The 17493-nt window shown below is 64.1% G+C and carries 26 protein-coding genes; 10 read left to right on the plus strand and 16 right to left on the minus strand.

The genetic code is table 11. From position 1 onward, the window contains the following. Positions 1–72: 72 nt before the first annotated feature. From AB0I81_RS34710 to AB0I81_RS34755, 10 genes are all read left to right on the plus strand, one after another. Complete coding sequence (locus tag AB0I81_RS34710) at positions 73–291, plus strand: hypothetical protein (protein WP_360665513.1); 219 nt, start codon at positions 73–75, stop codon at positions 289–291. Then, positions 272–802, plus strand: a complete 531-nt coding sequence (locus AB0I81_RS34715) for a DUF6879 family protein (RefSeq protein ID WP_360665516.1) — start codon at positions 272–274, stop codon at positions 800–802. The genes AB0I81_RS34710 and AB0I81_RS34715 overlap by 20 nt, the downstream gene beginning before the upstream one ends. Before the next feature lie 12 nt (positions 803–814). Continuing rightward, positions 815–1651: a helix-turn-helix transcriptional regulator gene (locus tag AB0I81_RS34720; RefSeq protein WP_360665519.1), complete on the plus strand. Its 837-nt coding sequence runs from the start codon at positions 815–817 to the stop codon at positions 1649–1651. A 417-nt stretch (positions 1652–2068) separates the two neighbouring features. Further along, positions 2069–2353, plus strand: coding sequence for a hypothetical protein (locus AB0I81_RS34725; RefSeq protein WP_360665522.1), 285 nt, complete (start codon positions 2069–2071; stop codon positions 2351–2353). Beyond that, complete coding sequence (locus AB0I81_RS34730; RefSeq protein WP_360665525.1) at positions 2350–2607, plus strand: hypothetical protein; 258 nt, start codon at positions 2350–2352, stop codon at positions 2605–2607. Before AB0I81_RS34725 ends, AB0I81_RS34730 begins: the two co-directional genes overlap by 4 nt. After that, positions 2601–2921 carry a hypothetical protein gene (locus tag AB0I81_RS34735; protein ID WP_360665528.1) on the plus strand — a complete coding sequence of 107 codons (321 nt, stop codon included), beginning with the start codon at positions 2601–2603 and terminating at the stop codon, positions 2919–2921. The genes AB0I81_RS34730 and AB0I81_RS34735 overlap by 7 nt, the downstream gene beginning before the upstream one ends. A 244-nt stretch (positions 2922–3165) precedes the next feature. Continuing rightward, entirely contained in the window at positions 3166–3399 is a 234-nt protein-coding gene (locus AB0I81_RS34740; RefSeq protein WP_360665530.1) for a hypothetical protein, read from the plus strand. Beyond that, a complete protein-coding gene (locus tag AB0I81_RS34745) occupies positions 3396–3701 on the plus strand; it encodes a hypothetical protein (protein WP_360665533.1) in 306 nt (101 codons plus the stop codon). Before AB0I81_RS34740 ends, AB0I81_RS34745 begins: the two co-directional genes overlap by 4 nt. Positions 3702–3729: 28 nt before the next feature. Continuing rightward, positions 3730–4077, plus strand: coding sequence for a hypothetical protein (locus AB0I81_RS34750; RefSeq protein WP_360665536.1), 348 nt, complete (start codon positions 3730–3732; stop codon positions 4075–4077). A gap of 119 nt (positions 4078–4196) precedes the next feature. Further along, the gene (locus AB0I81_RS34755) at positions 4197–4346 is read left to right on the plus strand and encodes a hypothetical protein (RefSeq protein WP_360665538.1); all 150 of its coding nucleotides are present in this window, start codon (positions 4197–4199) and stop codon (positions 4344–4346) included. A gap of 65 nt (positions 4347–4411) precedes the next feature. Here AB0I81_RS34755 and AB0I81_RS34760 read toward each other — a convergent pair whose 3' ends face one another. The 16 genes from AB0I81_RS34760 to AB0I81_RS34835 all read right to left on the minus strand — a co-directional run bounded on the left by AB0I81_RS34760 (position 4412) and on the right by AB0I81_RS34835 (position 17451). Further along, on the minus strand, positions 4412–4723 hold the full coding sequence (locus AB0I81_RS34760; RefSeq protein WP_360665540.1) for a hypothetical protein: 312 nt from the start codon (positions 4721–4723) through the stop codon (positions 4412–4414). Positions 4724–4738: 15 nt separating this feature from the next. Continuing rightward, on the minus strand, positions 4739–8005 hold the full coding sequence (locus AB0I81_RS34765; RefSeq protein WP_360665542.1) for a carbohydrate binding domain-containing protein: 3267 nt from the start codon (positions 8003–8005) through the stop codon (positions 4739–4741). A gap of 20 nt (positions 8006–8025) precedes the next feature. Further along, positions 8026–8517, minus strand: coding sequence for a hypothetical protein (locus tag AB0I81_RS34770; protein WP_360665545.1), 492 nt, complete (start codon positions 8515–8517; stop codon positions 8026–8028). Beyond that, positions 8517–9563, minus strand: coding sequence for a hypothetical protein (locus AB0I81_RS34775; RefSeq protein WP_360665547.1), 1047 nt, complete (start codon positions 9561–9563; stop codon positions 8517–8519). The genes AB0I81_RS34770 and AB0I81_RS34775 overlap by 1 nt, the downstream gene beginning before the upstream one ends. Beyond that, complete coding sequence (locus tag AB0I81_RS34780; protein ID WP_360665550.1) at positions 9563–9982, minus strand: hypothetical protein; 420 nt, start codon at positions 9980–9982, stop codon at positions 9563–9565. Before AB0I81_RS34780 ends, AB0I81_RS34775 begins: the two co-directional genes overlap by 1 nt. A 44-nt stretch (positions 9983–10026) precedes the next feature. Next, on the minus strand, positions 10027–11811 hold the full coding sequence (locus AB0I81_RS34785) for a hypothetical protein (protein ID WP_360665552.1): 1785 nt from the start codon (positions 11809–11811) through the stop codon (positions 10027–10029). 145 nt (positions 11812–11956) lie between these two features. Beyond that, entirely contained in the window at positions 11957–12361 is a 405-nt protein-coding gene (locus tag AB0I81_RS34790; RefSeq protein ID WP_360665554.1) for a hypothetical protein, read from the minus strand. A 2-nt stretch (positions 12362–12363) separates the two neighbouring features. After that, positions 12364–12738: a hypothetical protein gene (locus AB0I81_RS34795; protein ID WP_360665557.1), complete on the minus strand. Its 375-nt coding sequence runs from the start codon at positions 12736–12738 to the stop codon at positions 12364–12366. 273 nt (positions 12739–13011) lie between these two features. Next, complete coding sequence (locus AB0I81_RS34800) at positions 13012–13458, minus strand: hypothetical protein (protein WP_360665560.1); 447 nt, start codon at positions 13456–13458, stop codon at positions 13012–13014. Next, positions 13458–14198, minus strand: coding sequence for a hypothetical protein (locus AB0I81_RS34805; protein WP_360665563.1), 741 nt, complete (start codon positions 14196–14198; stop codon positions 13458–13460). The genes AB0I81_RS34800 and AB0I81_RS34805 overlap by 1 nt, the downstream gene beginning before the upstream one ends. Before the next feature lie 9 nt (positions 14199–14207). Then, positions 14208–14666, minus strand: coding sequence for a hypothetical protein (locus AB0I81_RS34810; protein WP_360665566.1), 459 nt, complete (start codon positions 14664–14666; stop codon positions 14208–14210). Between the two features lie 2 nt (positions 14667–14668). Continuing rightward, positions 14669–15055 (minus strand): hypothetical protein, encoded by a 387-nt coding sequence (locus tag AB0I81_RS34815; protein WP_360665569.1) that lies wholly within the window; start codon positions 15053–15055, stop codon positions 14669–14671. After that, entirely contained in the window at positions 15056–16105 is a 1050-nt protein-coding gene (locus tag AB0I81_RS34820) for a hypothetical protein (RefSeq protein WP_360665572.1), read from the minus strand. A 200-nt stretch (positions 16106–16305) separates the two neighbouring features. Then, positions 16306–16512: a hypothetical protein gene (locus tag AB0I81_RS34825; RefSeq protein ID WP_360665574.1), complete on the minus strand. Its 207-nt coding sequence runs from the start codon at positions 16510–16512 to the stop codon at positions 16306–16308. Then, a complete protein-coding gene (locus tag AB0I81_RS34830; RefSeq protein ID WP_360665577.1) occupies positions 16512–17030 on the minus strand; it encodes a hypothetical protein in 519 nt (172 codons plus the stop codon). The genes AB0I81_RS34825 and AB0I81_RS34830 overlap by 1 nt, the downstream gene beginning before the upstream one ends. 1 nt (position 17031) lies before the next feature. After that, a complete protein-coding gene (locus tag AB0I81_RS34835; RefSeq protein ID WP_360665580.1) occupies positions 17032–17451 on the minus strand; it encodes a hypothetical protein in 420 nt (139 codons plus the stop codon). Positions 17452–17493: the final 42 nt, after the last annotated feature.

Raw genomic sequence — 17493 nt, forward strand, 5'->3', positions numbered from 1 at the left:
CAGCCCCCCTCACGCGGACGGACGATCCCGTCGTCTAGAAATCTCCAGAAACTCCTCTGAGGAGGCGATCGGATGAGCCTGAAGTTCCTCGGCAAGGCGACCGATGGAGGTCACTCCCCCACCCTGTGGGAGGACGGGGACGAGTTCGTCATCCAGGGCTTCGCCGTCAGCAACCCCGAGCACATCGAAGCCATCGGCGGCGTTCCGGCGAACGAGTTGGTGATCCGCGTCCCCAAGCGGCTCATGAACTTCCTGCCGCCAGGAGGGTCGGATGGTCCGACTGTCCGATGAGGACTTCCAGCAGTACTTCCGCGACGCGAAGCGCGCCTTCCACCTGGAGCTGAAGGACAGCTACCACGTGGTCAGCGAGGCGGAGCCGCTCCGGAAGTGGAAGGCCGGCGAATTCGACGACCATGCCTGGCGGCGGTCCTGGCAGGCGTTCCTCCGCGAACAAACGGCGAACGGATGCATGATCCAACGTGTCCGCGTCGTCACGGTGCCGCATAGCCTCTACACGCGATGGCTACTCAACATCGCCGGGGACAACGTCAAGGCAGGAGAGGACATCCGCTACTTGCCCCGCCACTTGGCGGAGAGCATCGACCTACCGGAAGAGGACTGCTGGCTGTTCGATGAAGAGCACCTGGTGCTCAGCACGTTCCCCGGCGACGGGCGTGTGGGAGTGTTCGTCGTTGCCGACAACGCACGACTGATCGATCGCTACGCGGGAGTGCGTGATCTCGTATGGCAGCGCGCGATACCGCACGCCGAGTACATTCACTCCTCGTACATGAACACCTGACCCCATCCCCACGTGTCTGCCCCAACTGATCCCGCCCGCGAAGCCCTCGGCTCCCGGCTACGAGACATCCGCCGTGATGCGGAACTCAACGGCCGGGAGCTTGCCTTGCGTTTGGGCTGGCGTCCGCCGCGCGTGTCCAAGTTGGAGCACGCATGGCAGTCCCCCAGTGAGGACGACATCCGGGTGTGGTGCCGGGCCTGTGGAGCCGAAGACCAGATCCCCGAACTGATCGCCACCGTGCGCGCCATCGAGGCCCAGTACGTCGAGTGGCGGCGGCAGATGCGCGGTGGTCAGCGTCGCGTCCAGCACGTCCTCAGTTCCGACGACCTGGCGACCATGCTCTTCCGGATCTGGGAGCCCTTCCACATCCCCGGCTTCCTGCAGACCCGTGAGTACGCCCGCGCCATCATGTCCCGCGTCATTGCCTTCTACGAGACGCCGAACGACCTGGACGCCGCCGTAGCGACCCGCATAGGCCGCCAGTCCATCCTCCGCATGGGACACAGGCGGTTCCACATCCTGCTGGCCGAGCAGGCGCTCTACACCCGCGTGGGGGGCAGCGAGGTGATGCGCCCGCAGTTGGAGCACGTCATCTCCGAGATGGCCGCACTACCGCGCCTGCACCTCGGCATCGTTCCCCGGCACGCTGACTACGAGCTGGGGCCGCACGCTGGTTACTGGATGTTCGACCAGCGGCACGTGGCGACCGAGACCGTGAGTGCCGCCCTGAACATCACCCAGCCACGAGAGATCGCCCTGTACCTGAGGCACTTCGACGGCATCGCTGAATTGGCCGTCTATGGCCAAGAAGCTGAAGCCTTGATCAGGCGAGCGTCTGAAGATCTTTAAGAAACTTCGGGAAACTTTATTGAGAGGCCGTCCGCCCCGTTCGTAGCGTCCCTGACATGGACAGTCACGGGTCCGCACCCGTAATGCGAGCGCCTACAGGCGCTATCACCAAACGCAGGTCTGCCGACGTGACACGGTGTCGGCGGACCGAGGTCTCTCGTCCGTTCGGTGTTGCCCTCTACTCATGGACGGTTTTCAGCACTGGACAACGGGGGTCTTGTGGCGTCACCAACGATCCTCTCCGCGCCACCTTCCATCTCGTCACCGCACTCCTGAACACCCCCATTGGGACGACCGGCCTCATCCTGCCTGCTCGTATCAACTCCGCACAGCCGCTCCGCTATGTGACCACCGTGCCGATCATTCGAGCCCGCCGCCTGGCCAACGGCGCAATCAGGCTTGCGGGGGGCGCTTGAGATGACCATCACGTGCCCTGAGTGGTGCACAGAGTCCCACCTGGCCAGCTCCGATGCGGTCCTGCACCGAGCCGACGTGCGCGCTGTTGCTCTTGGGCTGGAAGGCGCGGGCCGGGGGTACACGCCGACGCTGTTCATCGAGCTGGTGCAGCAGGTCCCGAGTGAGGCCGGGCCGGTGATCAAGCTGCGGGTCGGCGAGCAAGTGATCGCCAGGCTCATGCCCGGGGAAGCCCTGGCCGCAGCCCTACGACTGATCGGCCTCATCGGGCTGGTGATGGAGTCATGACGATCCCCGACATCCGCTGGGAGCACCGAGCGAAAGCACCGCAGCGCTATGTGCACGGCTGGGTTGGCGACATCTGGGCCTTCACCATCGACCTGGGCGGTCGAGGTGTGACCTTGCATCCGAAGCTTCCTGGTCCGTTCGGAGCGCGAGACGGCGAGGGCCCCTTCGCGACGGAGACCACCGCGCGGACGCGAGCATGCGAGCTGCTGGCTGAGTTCCTCTCTCAGCTTCACCGCGAGGAGATCTCGTGCTGACCGAAACAGAGCCCAGCGACCCACTGGACACGGAGTTGATGGACTTGCAGTCCGTGCTCCAGAAGACCGCCATGGCTCCAGGTCTGGCGGAACGCCTACTCGTGCTCTTGCGCGAGATCTTTCCGAAGTGGGAAATCTTCCTCGAAGATCACACGGGCGCGGTGATGTGGTGTGCCACCCTGCGCCGCGATGTCACCATCCCGATGCAAAACGCGGGGGTTATTCGGACCCATCGCTATTCCAGGGGAACCAAGCTCGCCACCGCGCTCGCGCACCAGTTGGAAATCCTCGCCCGTTTCGATACGGAGAGGTAACTGTGTATCCCGTAGGTATAAGTCCCGCGCCCCCACCCGACCCCGAGAGCATTTGCCGGTTTTGCCGGTCACAGATCGTCAAGGTGAAAGCCATGCCCATCGGTAACCAATACTGGATTACGACGGAACCGCAATCAGGGATGAGCCTGTCAGGTTCGTGCCGGGCGCGACCTATACCAGTGCTCGGCTTCGTCGCATTCGGCAGTCATGAGCCCACATGAACGAACGACCTAGGAGGTATCGCATGATCCTGATCATCCCCATGGTGACGGATAGAGGTCCTTGCATGCGCACACTTCAGCCGCTTCACGATCCATTGCGTGGAGCGTACTGTCAGGTCACGGCCAAGGGCGATACCCCTCCGGTTTGTGGTACCTGCCTCGGCCAGGGCGGCGAGTGGATAGAACTCAACGGCAAGAAAGACAAGGAACGCAAGTGGGTGCCATGCAAAGCATGCAACGGAACCGGCCGTAGATGACCGACCCCATCACCTGCCCCGAATGCGGAGGCCACCAAGGAACCAAGCTTGGCGACCGTTTTCTCGCCTGCCAATTCTGCGGCGGCCTCGGCTGGGTCGGTGGCACGAACGAACCAGCCGAGCGGGGGCACGATAAGGAACCGCCCCCGCCTCCGCCCGCATGGGAGCACAAGGTGTGGGCCGACCAGTGGATCAGTGCACAACTCGGCTGCCGCTACTGCTTCGGCTCCAAGCAGATCGCTCATGTTGATGAGGAGTGCGGGCAGTTGGTCACCGTGCCCTGTGTCTGCGTCCTGCACTGAGTTTGCCCGTCCATTTCGCGAGGACTTGATGATGACAACGCCGGCCTGTCACGTGCCCTGGTGCACCTGGGATCACTCGGACGGCATACTCAGCCACTCGGCCGAGTTCGGCGCGTGGAGGCTGGGGGCGAAGGCGACTTTCGAGTTCTACATCCTCCAGACTCCACCGGACCCGCCGACCTTCGTCGTTGCCCGGTATCAGGCGGGCAAGGTTCCGCGTGAGTGGAAGCTGAACCACACTCAAGCCCTCGACATGGCCGATCTGCTCGACCTCTCCGACCTGCTGGACAGCGACAAGAGCAGAGAACTGGCTGCAGCCCTTCGACGAGCAGCCGTAGCTCTTGTCTGTCCCCCCAGGCCCCGGCTGGGACGGTGACGTCCCGATGCCGGAAGGGGCCTTAGAGCGTGGGCTCTGAGGCCCGAGCCGGGGCGGTGTTCCGCCGCCTGTGAACACCGCCCCGGCTCCCATCACGAATCCCAGAGAGGAGTGAGGTCATGGCGACGGTGAAGGTGTGGTCGGAAAGAGGGATCGTGGAGGTGGAGGTTCCTACCGAGGCTGCGGTGTGGGTCGTAAATGACTGGTTGGCTCGTCATGGCTCGAAGGAGCGGGTTGAGGCTGGGGATGTGATCGCGGGTGAGACGTAGAGATCCAACAACTTCCGGAACAACGACAAAAGACCCCCGCCCTCCCAAGGAAGGCGGGGGTCTGCTCATTCGCCGTCGTCTCCACGCTGAGCTTCCAGCGTTGCCGCAAGTGTGTCCTCGACGCGGCGTACGGATTGCTCAACTCTGTTGACCACGTCACGGGTAGAGTGCCCGCCGTTCGGCCTGAGCTGAGCCTCGATTGTTTCCAGGCGCTGCATGACGCCCGGCCTGCCGGGGACGCCGGGGCGGTCCGGTTCGCCCTGCCAGTCATCGACGGCATCACCCAACTTCTTCAAGAATTTGACCAGCTTGGCGATGACCGTGATGCCTCCCGCCAGGGCGGCCAAGCCCACGCAGGCAGCAATGATCTCCGTCAATGGCGCCTCCTCTGGTTAGGCGGGAGACAACTCCCAGATGACTTCCCAGAGGCGATTGCCGTGGGAGAACTTGTGGCTGATGGACTCGATGAAGAAGTCCCGCGAGATACCCATGCCCGCGTTGTTGATAGCGGTCAGGGTGATCCTGTCGCCCACGCGTCGGGTGCACGCCTGCTTCCGATAAGCCTTGCTCTTGGTGGCGTAGAAGCTCAGCGAGAAGATCGGGCGGTCGTCGGCGTGCGTCTCCAGCACGAGGTTGGCATAGGCCAGGGCGTCGCTCGCTGAGGCGAACAGGTTGGCTGGGTTGGTGTAGGTGCGGATCGCGTTGTGCTCATCCTGGGATTCAAAGTCGTCCGCTTGAATGAGCTGCTGGTCACCTTGTATCAGCGGCACACCGGATACTTCGATGTTTTGGTGCGACTGCGTCGTACCGCCGAGGCTTGCAACGTATTCGATAGTGAAACTTGGGTTCGACCCCGTAGGTGTTGCGCCGGTCACTTGAGTGGTCGAAATGCCTCCGCCACCCCGTATTGCAACGGTGCGAGCGACTTGCGAGTACGCCGCTGGTGACAGCTCGAACGGCCCTGGGTTCTCCGATGCGGTACCCGAAACCTCCCTCTGTGCCGACCCAAGATAAGCGCCGGAATCGTGGGTATAGAAGGCATCGCTATAACCGGTAGGCGTCTCCATGAGCGACAACGCTGAGCCAGCCGTGTCACGACTCTGGAAGATGGCGATGTACAAAGTGGGCAAAGCCCCCCAGGAGGGACTTAGGGGTGGAGGGTCCGGCTGGTCGTTCACCTGTTTGGTGAATGCGCTGCTAGCGAGCTGTACACCTGCAAGCGACCCGTACCAATTTGTGATTCGGAAGACCTGGACGGCCCAGAACCCATTAAGCGCTACACCCAGAAACGTGACGGTTGTTCCACCTTCGCTACCGGTAGCGACTTTGGCGAAGATGGATGAATTGGAAAGGTCAGTCCAACCTGCAGCGTTAGCTCCCACGCCGGTGAGGAAGCCGTCTTCTCTGTTCGAGATGGCGACGAGGAGAAGATCTCCGGAATTCACCGTAGCGGGCATGTCAACGTCGAAGTCGGCGGTAGCCGTTCCTGTCGTGGCCTGACCATCAACGCTGGCCACGACAGGAAAGCCGGGGCCTTCAACGTCTCGCGTATGGCCAGTCCAGCGCACGACGGTGCCGTCATAGGACGCCTGCAGCATCTGCGTATCGCCAGCGGACAGGGCATAGGGACCGGGGTCGGTGAAGAGCGTCGCCTCCACGCCTTCTGCCCACGGGGACACTCCAGCGATGACGCGGTTGAACACTTCGCGCCGCCAGTCATACGGCTCCAGCCGGTGATAGCCGTACTTGCCGTCCGTTGCGTCGGTGAACGTTGCCGCCGATGCTGCATCCTCCCGTGCGCTCCGGGAGTCGTAGGAGATGTAGCCCTCCTGCGTCTCGTGCAGGAAGCCGAACTCGGTCTCCTCGACCCGCCTAGCGACCTCCATGGCGGTGGTCTCCTCGATGGCGAAGACGCCCGTGGTGATGTCGCCTTCGTCGATCTGGCCAGGAGGGTGAAGGAGCATGGACTCTGACAGCACGTTGCCGACCAGGAGCCCTGTCTTACGCCCTGCGAGGCTCGCAGGCGGCGTGATGCGCTGCGTGGCCAGCTTGGACAGCCGTCCCTCGCCGGAGACGGAGGCGAGCTTCTCAGTGCCCGCCGTCACCGAGGCCGCCAACTCCGACACGTCTCCGGTCCACAGGACGCCATCGACTTGAGCAGGCAGGCCGTCCCAGACATAGAAGTCGTCGATCTCTGGGCGGTCGTCGGCAGCGCCCCACTCGGCGTAGATGCCCGCCGACCCGGCCGAGGTGTTGCCCGCCAAGCCGACGAAGAAGGGGACGCCTTCCATGTAGGCCGTAACTGACGTGCCCTCGACGAGGACGCCGACAGTGGCCCCGGAGTACACCTCAACTGGACGGTTGGCCACCGATGTCTCCACGCCCGCGACGACGTCGGAGAGTTCGACCAGGCCCAGACCCGCGTTGAGCACGCAGACGCTGTAGTCGTTGCTGTCCACGTACCGGTAGACCAGGCCCACCCGATTGGAGGAGGCGCCCAGGACGCTGACGCGAGCTTGGATGTAGTAGTCAGCGGAGCCGGTATCAACGACGGCGAGATGGGTTCCACCCTCTTCCGTGGCCACAGCCCGGCTGCTCGTCACGGCCCAACTCGTCACGGTGGCGGTGACGTCATCGACGTAGGCGACCACATCCCCGTTGGCGTGGCTGTCGTCCGTCCAGAACTGGATGTCGATGTCGTCCAGGGTGTCTGTCAGCGTTACCACGCGGGAGACCTGAGTCCAGGTGTCAGCGACCAGGCTGTCTGTGTTGGCCAAGGCATAATCCACACCTGCTGCACCGAAGACAATGAGGGTCACCTTGGGGAAAGAGGCGGCCGGGATGTACACCCAGGCCGAGATGACGACCGTGTCCCCTGTAATGGCCCCGGAGTCCACGCCCGTGCACGTAGGGCCGTAGAGATTGAACGGCGGATTGGCGGACGCGCGCTTGACCTCCAAGCACGCCGTACCGCTGTGCGCGATGCTGGTCACCCTCGTGATGGTGCTGCCGCCCTGGGCGGTCCACCCGGTGGTGTTGGTCTCGAAGCCCGGATTCTGCACCTTGTTGGTCGTCAGCGGCTCCGAGTAGAACTTCCCGGTATCGTCTGCCTCCAAGGCTCCGTCTGCTCTCCTGAAGCGGTCCCTCACAAGCAGGGTCGGGTCTGGGTTCGCTGCACCTGCGATACGGACCCGGACTTTGCGGCCGGTCTTCAGGCTGCGGGGCGAGGTGTTCAGCGGCGAGCTGGTGTTGAAGTAGGAGAACCGGTCGTCGTCGTTGCGCAGGCTCGCACGGAACTTGCCCGGTCCAGCCTTGCCGGTGAGAAGGGAGGGCCAGTCGCGGCCCGTGAAGGTCTCCAGGGACAGGGCGTACGGAGTGATGTCCTCGACGCTCTCGGAGAAGTCCCCGTCATTGTCGAAGTCCCACTCCACCACGATGTCAGCGGCGACCTGGCCGGTGTGCCTGAAGAGGACGTCAGCTGAGCCGGCGACTTGGACACCGCCCGCAGGCACCATGGCGTAGGCGGTTGGGGCGGAGCCACCGAGGATGATACCGCCAGAGCCGGTGACGTCGCCGATGAGCGTGATGGCCCGAGACGGCGGAAGCCATGCCTGTCCCCGCTTACGGAATGGGTGGCGGAAGACGACGGTGTTCGGCATCTGTCCTCCGTTCGGTCAGGTCAGCCTTCTTCGACCCAGAGCGTCCCAGCAAAGGTGAGGTCGTCGGTGACGGTGGACTCACACCGGATGAGCAGCGCCTCGCCCTGGACAGCGGCCGGAGAGAACCTGGGGTCCGGGTACCAGATCTCAAAGGGCGAGTTGCGGATGTTCCAGGCGATCTCCTCGACCACCTCGTTGTCGCCCGTGGTGGTGGCCACCGTGGTGTTGTTCGTCTCGGAGGCGAAGGATGCGGTCTGGTTCGACCGTCCCACCTCTTCGGGTGCTCCGGTGGCTCCTCCAGAGCCAGAAGTGACCGTGGCGCGGAATCGCCGGATGGTGATCCGCAGGCTTTCCTCGGCCGTGTCGCCTAGCTCGGAGGTCTGGCCCAGTCGGAAGCCTCGGATCTTGCACGGCAGGTCGTCCGCTGGGGAGATCTCCCACAGGTCGGTATTGCCACCAGCGTTGGTGATGGTCCCGGTCCACGGGACCGTGTAGATGCGTCCGGTGGACATCAGCGGAGCCTCCAGATTCGGTTAGGGCGGGATGTGAACATCGGTATCGCTGTAGAGGCTTGGTGCGTAAGCGTCAGTTTCGGATCCTGGGTAGTTCCGGATTGCTCTGCGGTCCTGAACGACACATCTTCGGCTCCGCTCGGTGCGTTTCCGAGACGGAGACGGGACGAGCACAGCATGAGATGCACGACACCGGTCTTCAGACCTGTCGCCACGAGGAAGGCGGGGTCAGAAGTAAACGCCTTATAGGCGCCAGCACCCCCAATGCCACTCGTATTAATTGACGCCATGAGGATCAGTCCACCAAGGCTTGCGCCTGCAACCCAGTCGGCCGTCGTGAGAGTGGCTCCCCAGTTGTACTCTCTGGCTTCAACAGTGAAGTCAGTGGCTGAGGTATCGTTCAGAAGGTAGAGATCGAGGACGATGAGCGAAATTTGATCACTATCCGCAATGGCGGACGTGTCGAACGATATAAAAGCTTCGAAGCACTGGTAATCGCCGACAAGACTTTGCCCCACCGACATAGTGGTGCCTGACGTGTTCGCACTAAGAGAGGCGCCTGTGCGAGCAGTGGCGTAAGTGGGAGATGTCGAAGAGATCTGGCCGTCGCTCGCGTCAGAAAAGACGGTGGTAACGGTGCCTCGGGTACGCCAGCCCTTCGCGTTCGGAGCACCTTCCACTGAATCCCAGACGGCTTCGTAGAAGGCAGCCAGGGGATCCGGCGTGAGGATCCGATCCTTGATGGGCAGTCCGCGGTCGTCCTTCCGCCCCGTATCCACCTCCTGCACGCCGGAACGTGGGACCGTAGGCGGGTTCACGATGCGGCGGTGAGGGTCAACCCGCAACTCCTTGCCGTCAGGGCCATACAGACGCACCCAGGCGTCCACACCGATGACCTGACCGTCCTTGCCGTAGATGAAGTCCGGCTCTCGGTAGAACTCCAGCCGGTTCTGACCCCGAGTCTTCTCGATGACCGGCTGCTTCTTGTCCCGCCAGTCCCGAGCGGCCACGTCCTTGATGGCCTCGGCCCGCTCTCGTGAGTTCATTAGTCCCCCGCGTCAGCGAGCGTGAGCCGGGGCGTGACCGCGATGCCCTCACCGTTGAACTCGATCGTCAGCGGTGAGGAGAAGTCCTCGAACCACTGCAGCGCCCCATCCGAGGTGCGAGTGACGTAGTAGCCGTAGCACCCCTGCGCCGACTGGTCAGCCGTGGAGGCGAAGGTCTGCTGGGCATACACGCCCACGCACGGATCCCCGGCCGTCGTCGTCCAACTCCCGCCCGTCAGGGCCTTGGAGGAATAGCCAGTGAAGTCGGCCTCAGTGAAGTCCGCCTCCGTCAGCGCCTCGATCTGTCCGGCCGACAGCCCATCGGTGACGTCGTTCTTGTACAGGTGCAGGGTGTAGTTCACGGCCAGGATCGCATCGAGGAGGTCTTCCTCGCCCTGGTTGACGACCACGAGCGTCACGACGCCTCCTTCGTGGTTGATGGTCGAGGGGTTGCCGGCCCGCCTCAGGCGTTGGCCAGCGCTCCCCGGAAGCCGCCGTTGACGAACTCGTCCCGGATGAGAGCGACCAACTCGCGGTCGGAGCGAATGGAGCCCTGCACGTACAGGTTCACAACCACGCCGCCGCTGCCGCCCTGCGCGAGCATGCGCTCCGACTGGCCGTTGGGGATCACCGTGGAGCCGAATGGCAGGCGAACCAGCTCGGGGCCTTGCTCGCCGACGAGGGTCATGTTGGAGCGGGGTCCGCCTCCGGCCGCGCCAATGACACCGCCGTGGGCACGGGTAGACGCTGTGACGCTTCCAGCCTTGTAGATCGACGTGTCGCCGACCGTTCTGACGGTGACGGTCACGGTCTTGTTGGGGATGGACGCGAGCGCCGCCTTGGCCGCCGAGACCTGGGCCTGAAGCTGGGAGATCTCCGCGTTCAGCTTGGACTTGCGCTCCTTGGTCAGCTCCGGGTTCTGCAGTTCTTTCTTGGCTGTGGCCAGCCTCGCCTGAAGCTCAGCGATCTCGGTGGTGATGGTGGACCGGTACTCCTTGGTGAGCTTGGGGTCGCCCAGCTCGGAGATGGCCTTCGCCTTAGCTGCTTGTAGCTTGGCGATGTCGGCATTCAGCTCGGCACGCCGTTCCTTGGTCAGGTTGGGGTCGGCGAGAGCGGCCTTGGCCTGGTCGAGCTTCTGGGTGAGGTCGAAGATGTTCGCCTTCAGCTCGACGGCCTTACCGGCTTCCTGAGCTACGCGCTTCCACTCGTTGACCTTGCCGATGGCCTGGTCGATCCCCGCGATGAGCTTCTGGCCGATCTGCTCCATGCCGGGCATGTTGCTGATGGCCTCGCCGATGCTGCGCATGACCCCGAGGAAGCGAGTGGCGAAGTCGGCTACAGCGGTGGTTCCGCCCACGAAAGCCCTGGTCAGACCCACGTTGACATTGTTGACCACGCCGAGCATGGTGCCGAAGAAGCTGACGACGGACGCGATGCCGCTGATCACGGCGGGTATGGCCTGGAGGAGCCCAACGAAGAGCGTCGCTATGGTGGTCTTGTTTTCCAGGACAACTCGTGACAGATCAGTCAAAGAAGACGCTATGTTCGAAAACACGCCCTTCAGCTGAGGTCCGATCTGTGTGAGCAGGCCGGTGAAGGCGTCCATGATCGGTTGGACGGCGGGCTTCAACTCCCGAAAGGCTCCGAGCAACTGACCGGTGAACTCCTTCAGCGGTCCTTGGGCATCCTGAAACGCCTGCTTGAAAATCGGGTTGAACTCCTGGACCAGGCGTTTTACCCCGGACCAGGCTTCCTGGAAGACCGGCAGCAGCGGCTTGGCCGCGTCGGTCATGATCGCCTTGATCTCGTTGCCGGTCTTGGCGAACTCGGCGCGGATCTTCTCGTTTTGCAGGAGCAGCATCGCGCCGATGCCGACGAATCCGGCCCCCAGGCCGAGCGTGATCGCGCCACCGAGTGCCGCGCCGATCGTCGGCCCTGCCGCCGCCAGCACGCCACCGAGGACGCCGATCAGGACTGGCCCTGCGGCCTTCGACGCCATCTCGAAGCCGGTGCTCAGCGCATCCTTGATCGCTCCAGCTCCGGACGACACCGCGCTGCCCACGGCCGACACGAGCCGCGAGCCGATCGACTTGCCCGAGCTGTCCGCATCCTTGACGGAGCCGTCCAGGTGGCTGCGGATCGACTGACGTACCTGGGCGAAGGCGGCGTTGGCCTTGGTGGCGATACCGGAGAAGAGCGTGCCTGTCCTGTCGGAACCTCGCACGGTGATCGTGACCTCGTTGGCCATCGCTACTCACCGTCCGATCCGAGTTCTTCGAGAGCGAGCAGGCGCAGGAAGGAGGCATCCTCGGCGAGGAGCTGGGATGGCAGACAGCCGAACCGCTGGCACATGGCCAGCACCCACTGGGCGTGCTCCAGCTCATGAGGCTTGGTTACGACACGTCCATGGGAATCGACGCCGCCAGGGACGGCTCTCCACCTGGCGACGGATGCGGCAAAGGGGCCGGCACTCCGCTGATCGCGTCAGCCCAGGCCAGAATGATCCGCATGACGAAGTCGATGTCCTGGTCGAGCAGCCCTTCCAAGGTTGCCGAGACCGGCTGGTCATCTTCGTCTTCGAGGTTCCAGGACACGAGGACCTCGGCGAACTTCTCCAGCAGCTCGGCGATGCTCTCCATCTCCTCGGCCGTTGGCGAGGCGGACAGCTTGAGGTCGAACAGCGGGGCCATGTCGAGCAGGGCACCCGTGGACATGGAGCGGGCCTTGACCTCCAGGCCCTCCATGTCGTCTTCGGCGAAGACCAACTTGTAGACCTTCGCCGGTCGCTTGTACCCCATGGTCACGACCAGGTCGGAACGGTGCCGTTGGCCAGGACGCCAGGCGCGGACCACGTCAGCGAGCCATCGTCGCCGCGCTCAAGCGAGTAGTCGGTATACAGCACCTCGGGGGCGAGGGTCTGGCCTGACACGGTGATGGTGGTCGTGCGGGCCACGCTGGTGGACGGCACGGTCTTCAGGACGGCGTGCGCGTGGCTCGCCTCGTCGTTGAAGACGCCGTTGAGCGTGATGCTGAAGTCGGCCAGTAGGAGCAGCCGCTCCATCGCGCTCTTGTCGATGCCGGTCACGTCCTGGACGGCTCGCGGCGTGGCGAACTCGAAGCTCAGGACATCGTTGCGGATGTCGCAGACGTTGCCGCCCGAGTCATCGACAGACAAAGTCGTCCACCCCAGGCCGGATTCTTTCAAAAGACTCACCTCTTCCCAGATAGCCGCTTGCCGTAAGCGGCAAGGCGGGGTCGTCGTTCGATTGCTCAGCGGCGATCAGTGGCCCGGCCAGACGCAGCGGGCGGTGTGCTGAAGAGGGCCATGCGGGTGGTCGCAGTCCTCGTCGTGGTGCTCCGTGCAGTGGCAACGGGCCTCGCATCCGGGGCAACCAGGCAGGCGCCCCCACACATGCGGGTAGTCGAGGTGTTCGGGATCGCACATGGCCTAGCCCTTCTCGATGACGTCGGCCAAGCGGCCTTGGTGTTCTGCGAAGTCCTCGGTCCAATCCGCCGCGTTGGCATGTCTACGGACCTGGCCGGTCGGGTTGCCCCTGAAATCGCCGGCCCGCACGAGGTAGACCTCTGGCCGGTCAAGACGCACCTGGTGAGGGGCGAAGCACCGCTGTCCGACCTCGAACTCGAAGACGGTCAGCCCAGCCTCGTTCCGGGTCTCGGCAAATCTCCGGCCGGACTCGCGGCGGATGTAGTGGGCCTGCCGCTGCCCCAGGTCTGAGGTCTCGTCGATGACGGACTTCCACCCCTGGTGGTACGCCGGGCAGTCCGCCTCGGCGCAGGTGGCGGGCCTCCAGTGTGTCGAGGGCGGGGCCACCACCTGGTAGGTCTGATAGGCGTGCGTAGGGAGAGCAGGCGTGATTCTGCTGATGGGCCGCATCAGAACACCGTCAACAAGTCGTTCTTGACCACCACGACCACGAACGAGGCGCTGCTGAAGGTGCCGGTCGTGACGACCCTGAGGTACTGCTCCACGTCCTGATCCCGCGCCGTGGTAATGCGTTGTGAGGTAACGCCGGTCGCGGCGGTGAAGCCTCCCCCGGTCACGTCGGCCCACGAGTCGGAGTCTCCGTCGTCGCTGGATTCCTGCAGCTTCACGGTCACCGAGGTGCCGGTGAAGGCGGTGACGTGGAGGTACGCCTGTAGGCCGTACGACGTGGCTGCGCCGAAGTCGATGGAGTCGCCGCTCGTCGCCGTGGTGTCAGTGCGTACACCTGCGGTGAGCTGAGTGCCCCACTCCAGGCCGTAGCTGTTGGCCAGGGCCTGGACGTCGAAGGTGAACTCTCCGCTGTCGCCTCGGCTGCCGTCGTAGTTGATCTGCTTGGCCACCATGCAAGCTGCCGCGTTGCCCAGCGTCGTGCCCCGCAGGTACGTGACGACCTGGTCAGAGGTGGGCAGCGAGGAGAAGCGCTCATGGGCCCGCTCGGTGACCGGGTTGAAGTACGAGGTGAACTCTATCGCCCCGTCCCGCAGGCCGCCGATGCGCTCCTTTGCGGACTTGTCGATGCCGGTGACCTCTAGCGGAGCGTTGCCACCGCCGATTCGGCCGAGGCTGTTGATGTCGCCGCTGAGGTCGTACCCGGCGACCACGAGCCGGTCTCCGAGGCCGGACTGCTTCACGTCTGCCTCCTAAGGGCTCTGGGTCCACAGGTCGTTGACGATGAGCGGGATGGTGAGCGTGTACACGCGGTAGGTCGCACCGTCCAACGGGAGGTAGCCCGCCTGGGCCGAGAGGGGAACGCCTGCTTGGCCGAGGAGGTCCACGTTGCGGACGTTGCCGCCCAGTTCGAAGTCGCCGCTATAGGCGGCCATGAGGGCATCTACCGCAGTGAGCATGGCCGGGTCGATCGCGTCCGGGGGATCCTGCTCAGCCGAGGCGTAGATCCTCAGGTTCAAGACCAAGCGGCCGGTGGTCGAGGCGAGCCCGGAGCCGGATCGGACGGGGCCAATCTCCTGCACCCACACGGCGGCGGTCAGGCCGTTGCCGGGGGCGTTGGTCGGCTCGAAGCCGTTGACCCGTTCGAAGTGTCCGGACGCTGCGGCATGGGACACCACGGCGTCCAGGATGCTCGCGGCGTCCAGGGACATGACTACTCCATGCGTCGGATGAACTGGGGTAGGACTCGCTCAGCGATGTCTGCAGCCTCGGCCTGGAGCCGTTGGGTGGCCAGGCGCCAGTGGGGGTAGCCAGCGAAGCGAGTCTCTGGAGCGTTGCGGCTTCCGACACCGGCCAGCCAGGGTCCGTAGATGACGCCGCCATCCGTGACGACCGAATCTCCGGCCGCCCGGTCGGTCTGGATCTGGCTCTCGTAGTAGCCGGTGGGGTTACGCTGGACGTGGTCCAACTCGGATCGGACAATGTTCACGCCGTGCCGGGCGATCTCTTCCTCGGCCTCGTCGATAAAGGCGTCGACCGCAGCACGTGCCCGGCCGTCGAAGACCGGGCCGCTTGTGTTGGTGTCGATCTCGATGTCCATCTACACCGCCCGAACTCGACCTTTGCGGCCAAAGGCGATGTATGCCTGCTCTCGGATGTCTCTCAGCGCACGTCCGGCAGCTTCTCGCTGGTTGTCTCCAGAACCGACCACGCGGGCGTAACCGCTGCCCTCCTGGAGCAGGGTGTTGATCGCCTCCGCGACGCACAGGGACCGCACCAGGGCGGGCACCACGTGCCTGCTGATGGGCGAGGCGTCGTTGTGGCTTGCGGCTGTGGTCCCCAGCACTCCACGCACCACCGTCAGCGCACGCAAGGCGTAGATGGTGCTACCTGTGTGGGCAGCCAGGACCGAACCGTCCCATGCTCGCTTCACCGTGAGCGCGTTGCCCGCGATATCGACGACGAGCATCCGCTCCGAGTCGAGCAGGATCACCTCGCCAACCACGAAGGCGCTGCCGGTTGTCACGACCACGGAGACATCAGCCGCCGAGGTGGTCATCGGGTCCTGGAGAGTCTGACCCGTGCTCACCATGCTCTTGTCCGCAACCAACATCCGTTCGTCGCCGACCTTGATGAGATCGCCCACGCCAACAGCTGAAGAATCTGAGACGTTGGCGGTGGTGCCTGAGGCATTCAGTCCAGCCGCCAGAGTGCCGGCCGTCTGTGTCTCCGCCTGAAAGCCGAACAGGCCCGTTATGGCGATCGACCGCTGGTGCGTGGAGTCCGCGGTGAAGGAGGCCGCGGAATCGAGGTCGATCTCCAGGCGGTTGAAGGGCGGACCCGAGTTCACCGGCTCAAGGAAGTAGTCCGATGGAGCGAAGGTCGCGCCGCCGCTCGTCACTTCCGTGACAGAGATGACCTCGTCGGTGTCCAGCCACAACCGCCAGGGCCGGGCGTATTGCCTGTTCGGCCAGTCGAAGTAGCGGGTGGCTTGTACGGGATAGAACCTGCGGTGGAGCCGTCCCTCGATGGCTCGCGAGGCTGACTCGATCGCCCCGTCCACTTGGGCGTCAGACCGGGCGGTGAGCTTGACATCCAGTGCCGACTTAACGGCCTCTCGGGTGCAGTAGACGGGTGTGCTGATCGTCATGTCTGCCTCCCAAGAGGTCGTCTTTAGTTAGCGGTGTGGACGCCATCCGTCGAAGCGGCAGAAGAGCCCGCCGTCCGGGGCAGCTCGCAGAGGTTCACCGTCATTCGGGCACGCCTGCGGGTTGTCTCGTTCGTCGTCGCGGGCCTGTTGGTACTCCTCTGCGCACGACTGGAGCAGCGCCAACAAGCCCTCGTAGCTCATTACGTCGAGCCTCTCTTCGGCGTCGCCTTCTTGGGCGGCAAGGTGTCCGCCTCGGTCTCCTCCGATGACGAGACCCGCTTCTCCAGTGCGTCGAGCCGTGCCGCTACGCTAGCCAGCTCTGCCACGATCCGGCCGACGATGGACTTCAGCTGCGACGAGTGCGTGACAGCTTGGACCTGATCAGCAAGGTCATCGAAGGCGCTCATCACGCAGCCGACACCGAAGCGCCGTCGTCGAACGGCACGTACGTCAGGCCCCACGAGATGACCCCGGAGCCCGGAGTGTGGTTGGAGCACAGAGCGCTCAGGGTGCCAGCGGGCAGAATAACCGGCCGCCACAGGGTGTGCACGAACGTCACGCTGGGGGCCTCGGACGCTGCCACGGGCGTCCCACCGATCGCGCTGACGCTTTGGATGCTGAGCAGGTCCGTGGCCACAGCCGACGTCAGCGAGTACAAGGTGCCCACTGCATCGTTGGTGATGCCGGTCGCGCCGCTAAGGTCGGCAGCAGCTCCGCCAGAGGGAGTGTGCTGGAGTTTCATTGTCAGCGACGCCGTGTTGGGGATCGCTGTGGTTACCCGGCCGACGAGCGCGGTCACCGCAACCAGCCCACCCGCGACGGTGAACAGGTTGGTGCCCGCGTTCTGGGTCAGTCCGGAGGACTTCGACACCTTCACGCCGAGCGCGATTGCTCGGACCTGGTTGCCCTGGATGAGAACGCTCATGTCACACCACCGACCGGGCGAGGTTCGCCGGATCGCGCTGGACGTTCATGTCATGAACGATCGCGATGACCGGGTTACCGCCGTCGTTGGTCAGCTCGACGCAGTTGTAGCCGTCGCTGAGCTGGTCGGCACCGACATAGACGACCACCGCGTCGTTGGTGGTGTCATCGACGTTGTCGTATGTAGCGGCAGCGGCCTGAGTCACCTTGGTCCAGGTTCCGCCGACGCCGGGACCCTTGTAGACCTTGTCAATGACGGCGAGATTCTGCTCGCTGTTGCCGTTGATGGACTCTTTGAGGGTGACGACCTGGGAACCGTCGTCCTCGAAGCAGATGAACGTCACGCCTTGGGCGTTGGTTAGCGGAATGTGTACGCCGCTGGCCTGGGCGACGACGTTGAACAGCCGTCCGAGACCTTCCATGGTCTTTCCTCTCCGACCGGGGCTTGATGCGATCTCCTGCCG

The organism is Nonomuraea sp. NPDC050404 (assembly GCF_040655495.1).
Classification (GTDB): domain Bacteria; phylum Actinomycetota; class Actinomycetes; order Streptosporangiales; family Streptosporangiaceae; genus Nonomuraea.